Raw genomic sequence first — 17,032 nt, forward strand, 5'->3', positions numbered from 1 at the left:
AGCTAATTTATCATAATGAGAAATATTTAGCTGGATGGCATCAGGTCAAATAATTTCTTTAACTGGGTATTTAAATTATGTAGCTCGTCTTCTGAAAAAGCATTCAGAATGCCTGCCAAGGTGACCACACTAATTTGATTAATCTGTTCAACTAGCTCAACACCTTTGGCCGTTAATTTCACCATCGAGATGCGTTCATCGGTGGTAGAAGAGTAGACCTCAACAATTCCATCTTCTACTAAGCGATATACAGCTTTTGTTGCAGTCGTTAACTTTAAGGTAGAAAGATTAGCGATATCGGTAATACTGGCTTCACCCAAAGCATTAGTACTTAAAATGATTTTACGGCGTGTATTATCAATACCTAGTTTTTTTATTGATTTTTCAATGAGTTGTGAATATTTTCCGTTAACTTGAGATACCCAAAAAAAAGGGAAGTTTTGAATACTCGACGGTTCTTTATTAGGAAGAAATTGTTCTAAATGATCAAGCATAGCTAAGCAATAACTTAGTGAAAAAAGGGTAATCCTATTATAAACAAAATTTTGGATATTTCCTTGGGAACAAATTATAAAAAATACTTGACAATTCCATTAAATTTTCCGATATTTTGATTAATGAATAAAAATACATGGAAAAGTGAATGAATATTGTTAGCCAAAGCGTGCACAAAGGAAGTGGCAAGCTCAAGGTGATGGTCAAGGACACAATTGATATTCAAGGTCTAAAAACCATTGCTGGTAGTCGAGCTTTATTAAATGTTGAACCTGCTCAAGATGATGCTGAGGTGGTTAAAAACATTTTAAAAGCTGACTGTGAAATTATTGCCAAAACAAATTTGCACGAATTGGCTTTTGGTATTACAGGCATTAATCACGCTTTTGGTACACCGATTAACCCTAAATATCCTGAACTTATTCCAGGCGGTTCTTCGAGTGGTTCGGCTGCAGCAGTTGCTGCTAAACAAGCTGATTTTACTTTAGGTACAGACACGGGCGGCTCTATCCGCATGCCCGCTGCGTGTTGCGGAGTTTTTGGTTTAAAACCGACTTTTGGTCGGGTAAGTCGCAAAGGCGTATATCCACCGTCAAGTTCTTTAGATTGCGTTGGTCCTTTTGCAAATTCAGTCGAGATGATTGAAAAGGCCATGCAAATTATTGATCCAACTTTCAAACCTACTGAATTTACTCGTACACCAAAACTTGCTGTTTTAGATGTAAGCGCAGATGAAGTCGTTTGGAACTGTATTCATCAAGCACTTCAAAAAGCAAATTTAGATACCACCTTAGAAAAAGTTGAACATTTTGAAGCGGCTTATGATGCAGGCATGCAAATTATTAATTATGAAAATTGGCAAGCTTTTGGTGAATTAACTCAAACAGGCTTAATTGGTTCTGATGTAAATGGTCGTTTATTAAAAGCGGCACACACTACTTTAGAACAAGTAAAACAAGCAGAAGTTGTGAGAGCGCAGCTAACCCAAGAACTCGATGCTTTATTAGAAAAATATGATGCATTGGTTTTACCGACACTTCCACAAATTCCACCGAAAGTTTCTGAAGCTGAAAACACGGTCGCTTTTTTGAATCTTACAGGTTTAGTTCGACCATTTAATTTATCAGGTCATCCCGTTATTTCAGTGCCACTTGAAACCAGTGAAGGTTTACCAGTGGGCTTACAGATCGTATCAAAGCATCAAAAAGATGAGCAATTATGCGCAATAGCTAAATTTTGTGTTGATGCAATGCAATAAATTACAAGGAGTTAGATGATGAATAAGTTATCTAAAATGGAGTTTGCTTCTCAAGACAAAGCAGTTGACTTAGATGCTTTGTGCCAAGAAATTCGTGAGCGTGCCTGTACAGGTGAATTTGATAATCAGGCTTATGTGAGTCAAGACGTTATCGAAAAGCTTAAGCAAATCGGTGTTTACCGTGCATTGGTTCCGAAACGTTTTGGTGGTGATGAATGTTCACCACGACAGTTTTGTGAATTGATTGAAACTTTATCTAAAGCTGATGGTTCAGTCGGTTGGGTCGCAAGTTTCGGTATGAGCCCTGCGTATTTAGGAAGTTTGCCTGAAGATACACTTAAAGAGTTGTACCAAAACGGACCAGATGTCGTATTTGCCGGAGGTATTTTCCCACCACAACCTGCTGAAATTACAGATGAAGGTGTCGTAGTTCGTGGACGTTGGAAATTCTCAAGTGGTTGTATGGGCGCTGACATTGTTGGTGTGGGGATTTCACCGCTTAAAAACAATGAAATGCAAGGCTTACCACGCATGGCCGTGATGCCTGCCAAAAAAGCAAAAATCGAAATGACTTGGGACACCGTTGGCCTAAAAGGTACAGGAAGTCATGACTTAGTCGTTGAAGATGTATTGGTCGAAAAGAAATGGACCTTTGTACGTGGTGAACCTTCGAAACTCAGCGAGCCATTCTTTAAATATCCGTCACTGTCTTTAGCCACCCAAGTATTAACCGTGGTGGGTATTGGGGTTGCAGCTGCTGCATTAGAAGAATTTGAAAAATTGGCACCAGGTAAAGCATCGATTACAGGCGGGTCAGAAATTGCAAACCGCCCAGTGACTCAATATGAGTTCGCTCAAGCTGATGCTGAGTTTCAGGCTGCAAAGTCTTGGTTTTATCAAACCATGGATATTGTTTGGAATGAAATTATTGCTGGTCGTGAAGCAACTGCTGAACAAATTAGCGATATGCGTCTGGCATGTACCCATGCAGCGCGAGTTTGCGCCAAAGTCACCCGAAAAATGCAAATGCTCGCGGGTATGACAGCAATTTATACCAACAATCCATTTAGCCGTTTTGTGAATGACACCAACGTGGTGACTCAGCATGCCTTTATGGGTGATGCAACTTTACAAAATGCAGGCTCAATCAGTTTCGGGTTAAAACCAACCCCAGGTTATTTATAAGTTTAATTTTTAAAAGGATATTGAGATGGAAGCTAAAAAATCATTACGCGTTTTGTTCTGCATGGGTATTAATCAAAACTTTTTTGATGCAGAACCTGCTGAAGCAAAAGCAGTTTGGGCCGCGTTTGGTGAAATGTGGAATGGCATTCATGACTTACCGGGTGTTCATGTTTTTGGAAATCTTGATGATGACCAAAGCATGGTTGGCCCAAGTGCAGGTTGGCCTTGGACGACGTACTTGCTTGCAGATGTTCCAGATATTGAAACCGTACACGCAGCTTGCAACTTGTTTAGAACGACAGTGGTGGGTGAAGGGCCATACAAACTTTGGAAATATTGCAAAGTTGAAGCTCGTGTTGGGCGCGAATTGATTATCCAACGTTAAGGCGATGGCAATGAATGACAAAGTGAATATTGCAGAAATCTTAGAGCGACTAGAACAGTTAGAAGCGCACAATGCCATTCGTAACTGCCTGAACCGTTATATGGAAATCTGCGACGAGCTTAATGCAAATACAGACCTTGATGAGCTAATGAATCTTTTTGATCAGGACTGTATTTGGGAAGGTGTTGGTGAGAAATATGCCAAATCTTTTGGCCGTTATGATTCTTGGCAGTCGATTTACGACATGTTTAAAAGTTATACCCAAAAAGAATCTCACTTTGTTATGAATGCACACTTTGTAAATTCAGAACAAATTTATGTAAATCAAAATGATGCAAATGCTTCATGGCTCATGTTGCAAACTTCAACCTTTAAAGATGGCCGTAGTCATCTGAATACAGCAAAGCTCAATGTGAAGTTTCAAAAGCAAGCAGATGGAACATGGAAAATTAAACATTTCCAAACACAGAATATTTTCAGTCGTCCCGTATCGCATTGGCACACTGAAGCTGAATTGCCGGTACCTTCCCAGGAATGACCCAGGACATATTTAAAAGGACTATTGATATGAACAGTATTATCCCAACGCATAACATTGGCATTGATTACGATGCTTTGGTTCAAAGTGACCGTGCTCATACTTCTCTTTATAAAGATGAACGTATTTTTGATGAAGAAATGGAAAAAATCTTTTATAGCACTTGGGTCTGGGTTGCGCATGCCAGCGAAATTCCAGAAGGCGGAAGCTATAAAACGATTAACATCGGTAAACAGCCTGTTGTGGCGGTACGTGACCGTAAAAAGAAAGTCCATGTACTTTTAAACCGTTGTCGTCACCGTGCAGCAACCGTATGTGAACATAAAAAAGGAAAAACTAATAGTTTTGTATGTCCGTACCACGGTTGGAGTTATGCACTTGATGGCAGTTTACGTGGTGTGCCATCTCCAGAAAGTTACGGCGATTGTTTAGATAAGTCAGAATTACCGTTGGTGAGTCTACGTGTAGAAGAATATAACGGCATGATCTTCGCTTCATTTAAAGAAGATATTCAGCCTCTTGAAGAGTTCCTTGGGCCTGCAAAAAAATGGATTGACCTATTTATGAAACAGGGCGCGGGTTATCCAATTAAAGTGTTGGGTGAACACCGTTTCCGTTTCCCGGGTAACTGGAAAATCCAGCTTGAAAATACCACCGATGCATATCACTTCCCGTTGGTACATAAGTCATTCTTAAGTTCTGTCGATGAAAAAACAGAAGAACTCTTTAACTTCGAAAACCAACCAGGCTTTGTTGAAGACTTAGGGAATGGTCACAGTGTTATGGTGATGATTCCTGAACTGGTTGATCTAGACGAAGAGCTTATGGAGCGACCAATTCAAGAGCGCTTTGAAGACTTGGCTCAAGCTTTGCGTGACGAAGGCCATGAAGAGTTAGAAGTACGCCGTATTGTTCGTGCAGTCGGTGGTTCTGGCTTTAACTTAAATTTATTCCCGAATATTGCATGTTCGATGGCGTTCTTCCGTGTGTTACAGCCAATTTCAGTTGCTGAAACAGAAATTCATCACTCGGTAATTACGATGGATGGTGGCCCACAAATTGCCAACCAATATCGCTTACGTTTGCATGAACATTTCCAAGGTCCATTTGGTTTTGGTACACCAGATGACTCTGAGGCATGGGAGCGCGTACAACACGGCGCCAATGCGGGTAATGATTTATGGATCATGCTCAACCGCGGTTTACCGGGCGAAGTCAAAACTGAAGATGGTTTAAAAAGTGATGTCAGTGCTGAAACTGGTATGCGTGCAGCATACCAGCAGTGGAAAAAGATGATGACGGCTTAAGGAGAGAGCAATGAATATGAATCTGCAATTGTTAAATGAAGTCACTGCTTTCATCTGGGCCGAAGCAGATATGTTAGACCACAGCGAGTACCGTGAATGGCTTAATTTATGGAATGAAAAAGGTGTCTATATCATTCCAATTGACCCAAACCTCACTGACTACGAAAACAACTTAAATTATGCCTATGACGATAATCATATGCGTACTTTACGTGTACAGCGTCTTGAAAATGGTGAGGCAATTTCTACGGCACCAAAGGCGAATACGGTACGCAGTATTTCGCGAGTACGAGTCATTCAAGACCAAGATGATGAAATCGTTTTGCGTTGTGCTCAAAACTTACGTGAATTCCGTAAAGAAAACCTTAAGCATTACACAGCTGATATTACCTACCATCTAACTCGTGATGCGGCTACAGGCTTTAAGATTAACCGTAAAATCATTAACTTGGTTAACTCAACCGATACCTTAGCTGGTATTAGCTACATTCTTTAGGAGCGGTAACATGAAACAGGTTGTTTTAGTGACAGGTGCTGCTTCTGGACTCGGTAATGTCATTGCTGAATATTTTGCGAGCCAAGGCCATCAAGTGATTTTGTCGGCAAGTACGCTTGAAAAAGCAGAAAATGCCAAGGCTCAAAGTCAATATGCCCAAAATATGTTTCCCTTGAAATTAGATATTTCAGTTGAGGCAGATTTTCATGCAGCGGTGCAATGGATTGAAGAGAAATTTTCTAAACTTGATGTGTTAATTAATAATGCTACCGTCACCAAAGCAACGCCAGTATTAGAAATTACCGTAGCCGATTTTGATTGGGTGACCCAAGTCAACCAACGCGGCACCTTTCAGGCTTGCCAAATTATTGGCCAATATATGGCTAAAAAAGGCTATGGACGCATCATTAATATGGCGTCGTTAGCAGGACAAAACGGTGGTACTGCAACAGGTGCACACTATGCGGCAACCAAAGGCGCGATTGTGACGTTAACCAAAATTTTTGCCAAAGAGTTTGCGGCAAAAGGGGTAACGGTCAATGCAGTTGCACCGGGACCTATGGAATCACCGATCGTTCATAGTGTGGTGTCAGACGAAAAAATGGAACAGTTCATCCAGAATATTCCGGTTAAAGCCTTAGGAAGTATGCATTTTATTGCTGAAACTTGTGGGTTGCTTGCGAGTCCAAATGCGGCGTTTGTGACTGGTGCAACATGGGATATTAACGGTGGTTTATTCATGCGTTAAGCCAATCGCTTAATCATGAAAAGGGAGTTGAATCATGACTACACTTTATGATGTTGTCGTTAAAAATCGCCATGTGGAAGGTGGAAATATTGCAGTCATGGAATTTGAATCTGCAACTTCTACAACATTGCCAAAAGTTGAAGCAGGTGCGCATATTGATGTGCACTTACCGAATGGCATGGTGCGCCAATATTCACTTTGCCAAAATCCAAATGATGAAGGTAAGTTTCGCCTTGGAATTTTACGTGACCCTGAATCACGTGGTGGCTCAATATCCGCTTTTGATGAAATTAAAGATGGCATGCAAATTCAGGTCAGTGAGCCAAAAAATTTATTTCCACTTTTAAAAGCCAAACACAGTGTCTTGATTGGCGGTGGAATCGGGATTACGCCATTAATCACGATGGCGTATCAACTTGCACATGAAGGCGAATCATTTGAGCTTCACTACTGCGGCGCTAGCCCTGAAAAATGTGCTTTTGTTGATGAAATTAAAAATGGTGAGTTAGCAAAACACACAACTTTTCATTTTAAATCGGAAGGTGCAAGCCACCGAGCATTTTTTGAATCTGCCATTAAAGATATTGACCTAGAGAGCCATATTTACACCTGTGGTCCAGTCGGTTTCATGGATTGGGTGATTAACCTCGCCACGACTCACGATTTTCCTGAGCAGCAAATCCACAAAGAGTATTTCCAAGTCGAAACCGACACATCGGGAGATTCATTTGAAGTGGTGGCTGAGCGTAGCGGAAAAATTATTATGGTTGAAGCTGGCGAAACCATTTTGCAGGCTTTGGCTAAAGAAGGCATCGACATTGAAATGTCTTGCGAGCAAGGCGTATGCGGAACCTGTATGTGCGATGTAATTGAAGGCGAACCTGATCATCGAGATGTTTATTTTACTGACGAAGAAAAGGCCAGCAATGAGCAAATATTAGTGTGCTGTTCACGCTCTAAAACACCGAGATTAGTTTTAGATATTTAATGCTCTCGCGATTTATATGGATGTAAGAGAAGGTTTAGGAGAAAGATGATGAATGTATTACAACAAATAGATGAGTTTACGGTCGATCCACTACAGTTCCGACGAGCATTAGGAAATTTTGCAACAGGCGTTACCATTGTTACTGCACAAAATGCACAAGGTGAGAAAGTCGGTGTAACCGCAAATAGTTTTAATTCAGTATCACTCGATCCACCGCTTATTTTGTGGAGCATTGATAAAAAATCGTCAAGTTTTTCAGTATTTGAAGAAGCAACACATTTTGCAGTCAATATTTTATCGGGCACGCAAATTGAGCTGTCTAATAAGTTTTCGAGACGCAATATTGATAAATTTGCCGACACAAATTTTCAACTTGGCGCAGGATGCGCACCTATTTTAGAAAATTGTTCTGCGGTGTTTGAGTGCGAACGTTATCAAGTGATCGAAGGTGGTGACCACTGGATTATTATTGGTAAAGTGGTTCGTTTCCATGACCAAGGCCGAAGCCCGCTGGTTTACCATCAAGGTGCATATTCTTGTGTCATGCCGCATCCAAGCCTTCAAGTTAAACAAACTGAACAGAACGGCGTAGACCAAACACATTATGGGCACTTATATAATAATGTCTGCTACTTAATGAGCCGTGCTTTTAAAGCCTATCAAACCGACTATATTCCTAAGCAAATGGCTTCGGGTTTCCGTACCAGTGAATCTCGTCTCTTGCTTGTTTTGGCAAGTGGTACTGCTTCTAGTAAAGAAGATTTACCGCGAGATATTGCTATGCCAATGCAAGAAGTTGAAAGGTCGGCTGAAATTCTAAAATTTGAAGGATTATTGGTCGATCATGATAATTTGTACGCCCTGACCGAAAAAGGCAAACAAACGGCGCAGTATTTGTTTGATATTGCCGATAGCCACCAAAATGAGGTGTTTAAAAAGTATTCTGAGGAACAAAAGAATATTTTTATTACCATGCTGCGAGATTTTGCGGGAGTAGCATAAGCCCCATTAAGCTGATAAATTGAATTGATTTATCAGCTTCTTTACATCTAGCTGACTATCATCAAAACAATTCCACGGATAAGGAATTTTTGGCACACAATTTGTTTATCAATAAAACATGATTGCAAATATGCCAAGACAGTGCACCACCACAAGCGCAAAATCTTGAGCGGTGGCACATGTATAGAGAGGTAAGGGATGAACCAATATGTAAGTGATGCATTACTCACATGGACGCACCATATTAAAAATGTGTGCGGCAATTTTGAAACCGATTTTGATGGAACCCGTAATTTATTCATTGGTGAGGTTCAGTGCTTTTTATTGGGCGATACCGAAATTGCTTTTATTAAAAATAATGCCAATAAAATTGTCCGAAAAGCCGATGAAATAGATCGAGTGAATAATCGTTTTTGTTTTTTGATTTTGCAGTATTCGGGAAAAATGCTGCTCGAGTATAAGAATGAGACTCTAAGTCTGAATGAAGGCGATATTGTGTTGGTAGACCCGGTCGAAACTATTTCGATGTATCCGCAAGGTTTGGTGAGTCAGATTTCAGTCCATCTCTCACGTGAAAAATTACTTAAAGAAAATATTAGTACTGAATATTTTGGAAAACTGATTACTCAAAATATGAGTGGTTTTTTACTCAAGAATATTTTGAAAAATATGTCTGCAGAAAACATCAAACTTTGGTACGCAACCGAAGACGGTAATGCTTTTGAAGATGCGCTGATCGCCTTAATCAAACCCACAATCAATTATAAAAATGTTCATAGCTCCAATAATCTAATGGAAAAAGCCGAGCGCTATATTATAGAAAACTTAGCAAAACCCGATTTAACACCTAAATTAATTGCAGAGCATATTGGGGTATCTCTACGTCATCTCTACCGTTTGTTCCTTCAAGAAAATTTATCTATTAACAAATATATACAGCTCAAGCGTCTAGAAAAAGTCAAAGCAGATTTGCTTGATAAAAAGAACAAACAGAGTTCGATTACCCAAATTGCCTTGAAGTGGGGTTTCTGGGACGGTGCTCATTTTTCAAAAATCTTTAAAAAGACTTATGGTATTTCTCCTAAAGAATTTAGAGAGGGTATGCCGGTTTAAATATTTCTTCTTTTAATGTCATTTTTAGACAAATTCGACGTCATTCTTGAACAAGCTAGCCCTATGTAAGTGTGTTGAAATTAAATTCATTAGAGCAGGTTAGATAAGCTTAATAACCATAAAACTATTAAGTTGGTCTAATGAATTTCACTCACAGGAAGTGCATTTTAACTGTCTGATTCAGATAGTTCAGGGATAGATGAAAAGGATGAAACCAATGCGTAAACAACGATTATTGAATGACATACAAAAAATACTGGCACTTAACTTATCAATCGCTGCAAGCTTTTGGGGACTCAATACTCAAGCGTTTGCTCATGGTGGAAAGGCCGACATGGTCTCACTTTATCAAAACATGAGTGAGCAAGGCGCTAAAGTTGTTAAAGATGACTTTACTAATACTTATATGATCACCAAAGGTTCTATGGTGGTTCGAGCTAAACCTAATTCAGATCAGGTTTTGATAAATGGCAAACCTTTCACGCTCAGCGTGCCTTTATTAATTAAAGATGGTAAACCTGTTATTGGAAAAGATTTTTTTAATGAAGTATTCCAGTCTGGGTTAGATCAAACTTTTAAAATTGAAAATACGTTTCATCCACTCAATAGCTTAAATTCTGACGAAATTAAAAAGACATTTGATGTGATTAACCGCTCGAAATACGCCTATAAAAATATGCGTTTTGCCGAGTTAAAGCTTAAAGAACCTGAAAAAGCAAAAGTTTGGGACTACTTTATTAATCACAAAGAATTTAAAGAAGATCGTATTGCCTCATTTATTTTATTAAAGGGGAGTCAAGCAATTGAAGGTGAAGTTAATCTTAACACTCAACAAGTCACAAAATGGAATGTACTTAAAGACACTCATGGAATGGTGTTGCTCGATAATTTTGAAGCCGTACAGCGTGTAATTGAGACAAGTAAAGAATATCAGGAAGCTTTACGGAAACGCGGTATTACCGATGTGAAGAAAGTGATTGCTACACCGCTAACTGTTGGATATTTTGGCGGTAAAGATGGTCTGGACAAACAACTCAATATATTAAAAGTCGTTGCTTACCTAGATGTAGGGGATGGCAATTATTGGGCACATCCAATTGAAAATTTAGTTGCTGTAGTTGATTTAGATAAAGAAAAAATTATCAAGATTGAAGAAGGTGCGATTATTCCTGTGCCAATGGCAAATCGACCTTATATGTCGAATAAGCCCGTAGCAAGTAAGCTAAAACCACTCAATATTACTGAACCTGAGGGTAAGAACTTTAGCATTACCGGTCAAACCATACATTGGGGCAACTGGTGTTTGCATGTGGCGTTAGACTCTCGTGTTGGCTTACAACTTTCAACGGTGACCTATAAAGATAAAGGTGTGAAGCGCAAAGTCATGTATGAAGGCAACTTGGGTGGAATGGTGGTTCCATATGGTGATCCTGATATTGGATGGTACTTCAAATCTTATTTGGACTCTGGCGAATATGGTATGGGAACACTTACCTCATCTATTATTCCGGGAACAGATGCACCCGACAACGCTGTTTTACTTGATGCCGTGATTACAGACTACAAAGGCCAGCCACAAGTGATTCCAAATGCCATTGCTGTATTTGAACGTTATGCAGGACCTGAATATAAACATCACGAAATTTTTGGTAACCAAGATGCCAGTGAAGCCCGCCGTGAACTTGTGGTGCGCTGGATTAGTACGGTTGGAAACTACGATTACATGTTTGACTGGGTATTTGCCCAAAATGGTGTAATTGGGATTAATGCGGGTGCAACGGGTATTGAAGCTGTTAAAGGCGTTAAATCACGCACCATGCATGACAGTACCGCAAAAGAAGACACCAAATATGGAACTTTAATTGACCATAATATTGTGGGTACAACGCATCAGCACATCTATAACTTCCGCTTAGACATGGATGTAGATGGGGAAAACAACAGCTTTATGCATATGGACCCTGTGGTGAAAGCCAATGACAAAGGTGGTGTTCGTACAAGCTCAATGCAAATTGATAGTAAAGTCATTACGAATGAGCAAAATGCGGCTGAAAAATTTGATCCATCTACCATTCGCTTACTCACGAATTTCAACAAGGAAAATAAATTAGGTAATCCAGTTTCTTACCAATTAATTCCTTTTGCAGGTGGAACACACCCTGTGGCGAAAGGAGCCAATTTCTCTAAAGATGAATGGTTATTTAAACGTTTGAACTTTATGGATAAGCAAATTTGGGTGACTCAGTACAATCCAGACGAACGCTATCCTGAAGGGAAATATTCAAACCGTTCAACTCATGACACAGGTTTAGGACAGTTCATTGGCAACAATGAAAATATTGAAAATAAAGACCTTGTGGTCTGGATGACAACAGGTACAACGCATGTGGCGCGTGCTGAAGAATGGCCAATCATGCCGACAGAGTGGGTGAATACACTCATCAAACCTTGGAACTTCTTTGACAGCACCCCGACTTTAAACTTGGGTGAAGAAGAGCAAAACACACAGCACGACCATCACTAAACGAGTAAATGATCTAGAGTGGGTAATGAATCGGTTACCCACACTTGAGCACGGTTAGGCCGTTCGCAAAAAAGGAATTTCTCAATGAAAAATTTATTTTCTCAGGTTGTGAGAGGGACTCTCTTTGTCTCATTTTTTTCAACTGTGCATGCCGGTGAGCTTGAAATTAAGCCAACTTTTGAAGCAACTTTTGGAGCTTTTAGTAGTGGTAAAAGCTATAACGGCGAAAATCTAGAGGATGAAAGAATTAATTGGCAAGAAGGTCATCTTAAATATGGTGCTAAAGGACAATACACCTTTAAAAACAATCAGCTCTATGCAAGTTTGAGCGGTATTAGCTCGGCAACATTTGGTGATGGTGATGCCGGCCAAAATAGTAATGGCAAAGAACGTAAAACAGATGTGAATGAATGGATCATTGGTTTTAAAGACGGCCCCAATAAAGATGAATTGATCACCTATGATTTAAGTATTGGTCGGCAAAATATCATGATTGGTGACGGGTTCTTCATTGCAGGTGATGCGTTAAACCTCGGTAAAGCGCCTGCGGATGGTGCACTCGATCGGGGCGGCGCATATTATCTGGCAGCTCGTCGAAGCTTTGATTTTACAAGTTTGCTTCAATACAAACCGCAAGAGAATACAACGCTAAAGCTGGCTTATTTAAAGTCCGACAATAAAGCACAATTTTCACCTGAACTGTTTGTGACTGATCTGATATATCAGCTTAAAGATAGGGGCGTTGGGTTTACCTATTTAAATGTATTAGACCTTGAAGATGCTGAACACGTTTCAGGGCGCGAAGATCTTAAAAATTATGCTTTACGTTTGAATTATCAGCCTTTGCCAGAACTACAAGTTAAAACTGAGTTTGTGGTTCAAGATAAAAAAGATGGCCAAGAAAATGCTGGCTACTTAGCGCTGAACTATAATTTTTTATCTTCAAAATATACCCCCTCATTAGGTTACCGCTTTAGTCATTTTTCAGACCAATATGACACTATGTTTTATGGAAATACAGTCGGCTTTGGTACATGGTTTCAGGGCGAAGTTGCCGGAAATTATGCTGGTCCATTCAATAAAAATGCCGATATTCATCAAGTTTCTTACATGATGAATTTGAAAGAAAATTTTATGTTGGGTGCTTTGGCCTATAAGTTCAAAACAGTAAATAAATCTTTAACTAATGTAGATGGACATGAGTTAGATGTCTTTTCAGTCTGGTCGGTCAATAAAAAATTCAATGTTATTCCTTTAGTTGGGCTCTATAAACCGAAACACGATATCCATAGTGGTGGTACTCAAAACTACGATGATAAGACCAATGTGTATGCGCAGTTAATTTTGCAATACATCTATTAATAAATCCTTTTAAATGAATTGAGAGAAATAAAAATGAGTGAAGTTCAGATTTTAGAAAGCGTACAGCAATTTATGGCGCGTCAACATGGACATTTTATTGATGGAAAATTAGTTGCTGCCGAGCTTTTAGATAAAGTGGATATTGTGAATCCATCGACTGAAGAAGTGGTTGCTCAAATTAGTATTGGTAGTCAACAAGATGTAGATAGTGCGGTAAAAAGTGCTGAACATGCTTTTCAAAATGCTTGGGCTGAAACAACGCCGTATGAACGTGGCGTTAAACTGAACAAGCTAGCAGACTTAATTGAGCAATATGGTGAAGAACTTGCACAGCTTGAAACTTTGTCTACCGGAAAACTTATCAATATTTCCCGTCATCTTGAGGTCGCACAATCCGTTATTTTCTTAAGATATTTTGCGGGTTGGGCAACTAAAATTAATGGTCAAACCATGCAACCGTCTATTCCTTCTATGCAAGGTGAAAAATATACAGCCTTTACTTTAAGACAGCCTATTGGCGTGGTTGCAGGGATTGTGCCTTGGAATTTTTCACTGATGATTGGTGTTTGGAAAATTGGTTCAGCTTTAACCACTGGTTGTACGATTGTGCTTAAACCAAGTGAGTTTGCCAGCTTATCTTTATTACGCTTAGCTGAACTTGCCATTGAGGCAGGTATTCCAGTGGGTGTAATTAATGTGGTTACGGGTAAGGGGGAGACAGGACAATATTTAATTGAGTCGCCGCTCGTTAAGAAAGTCTCGTTTACAGGTTCAGTACCAACAGGTATTGCGATTGGTAAACTTGCGATGAGCAGTGATTTAACCCGTGTAAGTCTGGAGCTGGGTGGTAAAAATGCCATAGCTGTTTTGGCCGATGCAAATATTGATGAGATTTTACCGACTTTGTTGCAAGCAACTTTTGTACATCAAGGTCAAGTTTGCGCATCCCCAGAGCGTTTTTTTGTACACCGTGCAAAATATGATGAACTGGTCGAGAAACTCTCGAAAGCACTTTCTAGTTTCAAAATTGGATCGGCTATGGATGAAGGAAGTATGTTTGGTCCACTTTCTAATCAGCCACATTTTCATAAAGTGAAACATTATTTAGATATGGCTAAAGCCAAAAACCAGATTATTGCCGGTGGTGAGACTCTAGATCGATCAGGATATTTTGTACAGCCGACTTTGATTTCCTTCAAAAATACGGATGATCCTTTATTTTCAGAGGAAACTTTTGGTCCGGTGGTCGGGATAATGCCATTCGAAACTGATGAAGAACTCGTTCAACTGATGAACCAGTCACGCTTTGGTTTAACCGCAAGTATCTGGACAAATGATTTGTCTAAAGCTTTGCGATTAATTCCTAAAATTGAAGCAGGCACCTTGTGGGTCAATATGCATACTTTCTTAGATCCTTCAGTTCCATTTGGCGGCGTGAAAGCTTCAGGAATTGGCAGAGAGTTTTCAGATGCATTTATTGAAGATTACACCGAATTAAAATCGGTGATGATTCGGTATTAAGTTTCTACGAGATATAAAAAAATGGCCTTTATAGGCCATTTTTTTTGAATCATTAAATTAACCTAATAAAAAATCCTTTAGGATTTTATTAAAAGCTTCTGGTTGCTCTACATTGGAAATATGAGAGGCATCTATTTCTGCAAGTTTTGATTGTGGAATGCGTTGCTGAATAAACTCACCATCTGCAACAGTCGTTACAGGGTCTTGAGTTCCAGCGATCACCAATACAGAAATTTTAATGTCTTTTAACTGCTCACGGACATCCGCTTTAGCCAAAGCCTCACAACAATTGGCATAACCCATTGCGCTGCCAGCACTTAAGTCGTTACATAGGTTGTTGACGATTGAAGCATGACTTTGGATAAAGGGATCTGTAAACCATCGCGAGGCTGCTGTAGCTGCGATCGGTTGTAAACCTTGCTCACGTACTAATTTTGCACGGTCAAGCCATGCTTGTTCTTGTCCAATTTTAGCGGCAGTATTTGCCACAACCACATGACTAAACCGGTCAGGGTAGTGAATTGCCAGCCATTGACCGGTTAAACCACCCATAGAAATTCCACAAAAAGCAGCTTTGCTAATATTTAGATGATCCAGTAAACGGACAACATCTTCACCTAATTGCTCTACAGTATATGGACCGTCAGGCGTAGATGATGAACCGTGACCACGTGTGTCATAGCAGATCACAAAAAATTGATCTTTTAACTCATTAAACTGTTTTTGCCACATGCCATAGTTGGTGCCCAAAGAATTGGAAAATACCAGAGCAGGGAAAGATGGCTCGCCAAAAGTTTGATAGTTAATTTGTGCATCGGCAGATCGAAAAGATGGCATTTGTTTCTCCTTAAAGTGCTTCAACACGTTCAATAATCAAAGCAATGCCTTGTCCCACACCAATACACATTGAACACAAGGCATAACGGCCACCTGTTTGTTCAAGCTGGTTTAAGGCTGTAGTGACTAAGCGTGCACCTGATGCACCAAGTGGATGACCTAAAGCAATGGCACCACCGTTTGGATTTACCTTGTCAGAATCATCTGGCAAACCTAAATCACGGGTCACGGCCAAAGCCTGTGCAGCAAAGGCTTCATTCAGCTCAATCACATCCATCTGCTCTAAAGTCAGGTTGGCTTGTTTAAGTAATTTTTTAATGGCTGGTGCCGGAGCAAAGCCCATAATACGTGGTTCTACACCCACTGCTGTTGAAGCAATGATCTTGGCACGCGGTTTTAAGTTGTAAGCTTGGACTGCCTCATCAGAAGCAATCAATAGAGCCGCTGCACCATCATTAATACCTGAAGCATTGCCTGCTGTTACTGCGCCATCTGCTTTAACCACAGGTTTAAGTTTGCTTAAAGCTTCAAGGGTGGTTGATGCACGTGGATGTTCATCGGTATCAATCACAAGAGCATCGCCCTTACGCTGAGGGATTTCAACTGCCACGATTTCTTTAGAAAAAAAGCCTTTGGCTTGCGCGCTTGCGGTGCGTTGTTGGCTCACCAAGGCAAACTGGTCCTGATCTGCACGATTAACGTTGAACTGTTCAGCGACGTTTTCGGCAGTCTGGGGCATGGTGTCTACACCATACAATTCTTTAAGTTTCGGGTTAATGAAGCGCCAACCCATGGTAGTGTCTTCAATCTTCTGGCTACGGCCAAAGGCACTGTCAGACTTACCCATCACATAGGGTGCACGGCTCATACTTTCCACACCACCTGCAATCACCAAATTCGCTTCACCTGCTTTAATGGCGCGGGCAGCAATGGCAATGGCATCGAGTGATGAACCACACAAACGGTTAATGGTGGTTGCTGGCACCTGATACGGTAAACCTGCAAGAAGTGCTGACATACGACTGACATTACGATTATCTTCACCGGCTTGATTGGCACAGCCATAGACCACATCATCGACCTGTTTCCAATCTACACTTGGGTTACGCTGCATGAGCGCTTTAATCGGCACAGCGCCAAGGTCATCGGCACGGACAGGTGCAAGACCACCGGCATAACGGCCGAATGGAGTACGGATGGCATCGATGATATAAGCGTTTTTCATTCTAACTTTCGTCCTTTACTTCAGGCCTTTTTAGCCATTCTCCGTAAG

Annotated in this window: 16 protein-coding genes; 13 read left to right on the plus strand and 3 right to left on the minus strand. The window is 40.3% G+C overall.

Going from position 1 to position 17,032, the window contains the following annotated elements; translation table 11 throughout:
* Positions 1-26 precede the first annotated feature (26 nt).
* The gene (locus F928_RS09825) at positions 27-494 is read right to left on the minus strand and encodes a MarR family winged helix-turn-helix transcriptional regulator (RefSeq protein WP_005074150.1); all 468 of its coding nucleotides are present in this window, start codon (positions 492-494) and stop codon (positions 27-29) included.
* 149 nt (positions 495-643) lie between these two features.
* Here F928_RS09825 and F928_RS09830 point away from each other — a divergent pair, with 149 nt between their 5' ends.
* The 13 genes from F928_RS09830 to pad all read left to right on the plus strand — a co-directional run bounded on the left by F928_RS09830 (position 644) and on the right by pad (position 14,922).
* Positions 644-1,753 carry an amidase gene (locus F928_RS09830; protein ID WP_005074151.1) on the plus strand — a complete coding sequence of 370 codons (1,110 nt, stop codon included), beginning with the start codon at positions 644-646 and terminating at the stop codon, positions 1,751-1,753.
* A gap of 36 nt (positions 1,754-1,789) precedes the next feature.
* The gene (locus F928_RS09835; RefSeq protein ID WP_079393539.1) at positions 1,790-2,938 is read left to right on the plus strand and encodes an acyl-CoA dehydrogenase family protein; all 1,149 of its coding nucleotides are present in this window, start codon (positions 1,790-1,792) and stop codon (positions 2,936-2,938) included.
* A gap of 25 nt (positions 2,939-2,963) precedes the next feature.
* A complete protein-coding gene (locus tag F928_RS09840; protein ID WP_000387554.1) occupies positions 2,964-3,323 on the plus strand; it encodes a hypothetical protein in 360 nt (119 codons plus the stop codon).
* A gap of 4 nt (positions 3,324-3,327) precedes the next feature.
* Entirely contained in the window at positions 3,328-3,861 is a 534-nt protein-coding gene (locus F928_RS09845; protein WP_080632649.1) for a nuclear transport factor 2 family protein, read from the plus strand.
* 29 nt (positions 3,862-3,890) lie between these two features.
* Positions 3,891-5,168, plus strand: coding sequence for an aromatic ring-hydroxylating oxygenase subunit alpha (locus F928_RS09850; protein WP_005074154.1), 1,278 nt, complete (start codon positions 3,891-3,893; stop codon positions 5,166-5,168).
* A gap of 10 nt (positions 5,169-5,178) precedes the next feature.
* Positions 5,179-5,664, plus strand: a complete 486-nt coding sequence (locus tag F928_RS09855; RefSeq protein WP_002120925.1) for an aromatic-ring-hydroxylating dioxygenase subunit beta — start codon at positions 5,179-5,181, stop codon at positions 5,662-5,664.
* A 10-nt stretch (positions 5,665-5,674) separates the two neighbouring features.
* The gene (locus F928_RS09860; protein ID WP_002121069.1) at positions 5,675-6,412 is read left to right on the plus strand and encodes an SDR family NAD(P)-dependent oxidoreductase; all 738 of its coding nucleotides are present in this window, start codon (positions 5,675-5,677) and stop codon (positions 6,410-6,412) included.
* 34 nt (positions 6,413-6,446) lie between these two features.
* Positions 6,447-7,400: a PDR/VanB family oxidoreductase gene (locus tag F928_RS09865; protein ID WP_002121017.1), complete on the plus strand. Its 954-nt coding sequence runs from the start codon at positions 6,447-6,449 to the stop codon at positions 7,398-7,400.
* A gap of 45 nt (positions 7,401-7,445) precedes the next feature.
* Complete coding sequence (locus F928_RS09870; RefSeq protein WP_002036543.1) at positions 7,446-8,402, plus strand: p-hydroxyphenylacetate 3-hydroxylase reductase component; 957 nt, start codon at positions 7,446-7,448, stop codon at positions 8,400-8,402.
* Positions 8,403-8,600: 198 nt separating this feature from the next.
* On the plus strand, positions 8,601-9,515 hold the full coding sequence (gene feaR, locus F928_RS09875; protein ID WP_002120995.1) for a transcriptional regulator FeaR: 915 nt from the start codon (positions 8,601-8,603) through the stop codon (positions 9,513-9,515).
* A 208-nt stretch (positions 9,516-9,723) separates the two neighbouring features.
* Positions 9,724-12,039, plus strand: a complete 2,316-nt coding sequence (gene tynA / locus F928_RS09880) for a primary-amine oxidase (RefSeq protein WP_080632650.1) — start codon at positions 9,724-9,726, stop codon at positions 12,037-12,039.
* Positions 12,040-12,183: 144 nt separating this feature from the next.
* On the plus strand, positions 12,184-13,401 hold the full coding sequence (locus F928_RS09885) for a hypothetical protein (RefSeq protein ID WP_080632680.1): 1,218 nt from the start codon (positions 12,184-12,186) through the stop codon (positions 13,399-13,401).
* A gap of 33 nt (positions 13,402-13,434) precedes the next feature.
* Positions 13,435-14,922 carry an NAD-dependent phenylacetaldehyde dehydrogenase gene (gene pad, locus F928_RS09890; RefSeq protein ID WP_002121058.1) on the plus strand — a complete coding sequence of 496 codons (1,488 nt, stop codon included), beginning with the start codon at positions 13,435-13,437 and terminating at the stop codon, positions 14,920-14,922.
* Between the two features lie 57 nt (positions 14,923-14,979).
* Here the strand turns inward: pad and pcaD are convergent, their stop codons facing one another.
* Positions 14,980-15,759: a 3-oxoadipate enol-lactonase gene (gene pcaD / locus F928_RS09895; RefSeq protein WP_005074168.1), complete on the minus strand. Its 780-nt coding sequence runs from the start codon at positions 15,757-15,759 to the stop codon at positions 14,980-14,982.
* A gap of 10 nt (positions 15,760-15,769) precedes the next feature.
* On the minus strand, positions 15,770-16,984 hold the full coding sequence (gene pcaF, locus F928_RS09900; RefSeq protein WP_005074169.1) for a 3-oxoadipyl-CoA thiolase: 1,215 nt from the start codon (positions 16,982-16,984) through the stop codon (positions 15,770-15,772).
* Positions 16,985-17,032: the final 48 nt, after the last annotated feature.

Source organism: Acinetobacter pittii ATCC 19004 = CIP 70.29, assembly GCF_000369045.1.
Classification (GTDB): domain Bacteria; phylum Pseudomonadota; class Gammaproteobacteria; order Pseudomonadales; family Moraxellaceae; genus Acinetobacter; species Acinetobacter pittii.

Excerpts from the sequence above, each read along its gene's own strand:
- F928_RS09825 (WP_005074150.1), bottom strand. The coding sequence starts at position 494 with ATGCTTGATCATTTAGAACAATTTCTTCCTAATAAAGAACCGTCGAGT.
- F928_RS09830 (WP_005074151.1), top strand. The coding sequence starts at position 644 with ATGAATATTGTTAGCCAAAGCGTGCACAAAGGAAGTGGCAAGCTCAAG.
- F928_RS09835 (WP_079393539.1), top strand. The coding sequence starts at position 1,790 with ATGGAGTTTGCTTCTCAAGACAAAGCAGTTGACTTAGATGCTTTGTGC.
- F928_RS09840 (WP_000387554.1), top strand. The coding sequence starts at position 2,964 with ATGGAAGCTAAAAAATCATTACGCGTTTTGTTCTGCATGGGTATTAAT.
- F928_RS09845 (WP_080632649.1), top strand. The coding sequence starts at position 3,328 with ATGGCAATGAATGACAAAGTGAATATTGCAGAAATCTTAGAGCGACTA.
- F928_RS09850 (WP_005074154.1), top strand. The coding sequence starts at position 3,891 with ATGAACAGTATTATCCCAACGCATAACATTGGCATTGATTACGATGCT.
- F928_RS09855 (WP_002120925.1), top strand. The coding sequence starts at position 5,179 with ATGAATATGAATCTGCAATTGTTAAATGAAGTCACTGCTTTCATCTGG.
- F928_RS09860 (WP_002121069.1), top strand. The coding sequence starts at position 5,675 with ATGAAACAGGTTGTTTTAGTGACAGGTGCTGCTTCTGGACTCGGTAAT.
- F928_RS09865 (WP_002121017.1), top strand. The coding sequence starts at position 6,447 with ATGACTACACTTTATGATGTTGTCGTTAAAAATCGCCATGTGGAAGGT.
- F928_RS09870 (WP_002036543.1), top strand. The coding sequence starts at position 7,446 with ATGATGAATGTATTACAACAAATAGATGAGTTTACGGTCGATCCACTA.
- feaR (WP_002120995.1), top strand. The coding sequence starts at position 8,601 with ATGAACCAATATGTAAGTGATGCATTACTCACATGGACGCACCATATT.
- tynA (WP_080632650.1), top strand. The coding sequence starts at position 9,724 with ATGAAACCAATGCGTAAACAACGATTATTGAATGACATACAAAAAATA.
- pad (WP_002121058.1), top strand. The coding sequence starts at position 13,435 with ATGAGTGAAGTTCAGATTTTAGAAAGCGTACAGCAATTTATGGCGCGT.
- pcaD (WP_005074168.1), bottom strand. The coding sequence starts at position 15,759 with ATGCCATCTTTTCGATCTGCCGATGCACAAATTAACTATCAAACTTTT.
- pcaF (WP_005074169.1), bottom strand. The coding sequence starts at position 16,984 with ATGAAAAACGCTTATATCATCGATGCCATCCGTACTCCATTCGGCCGT.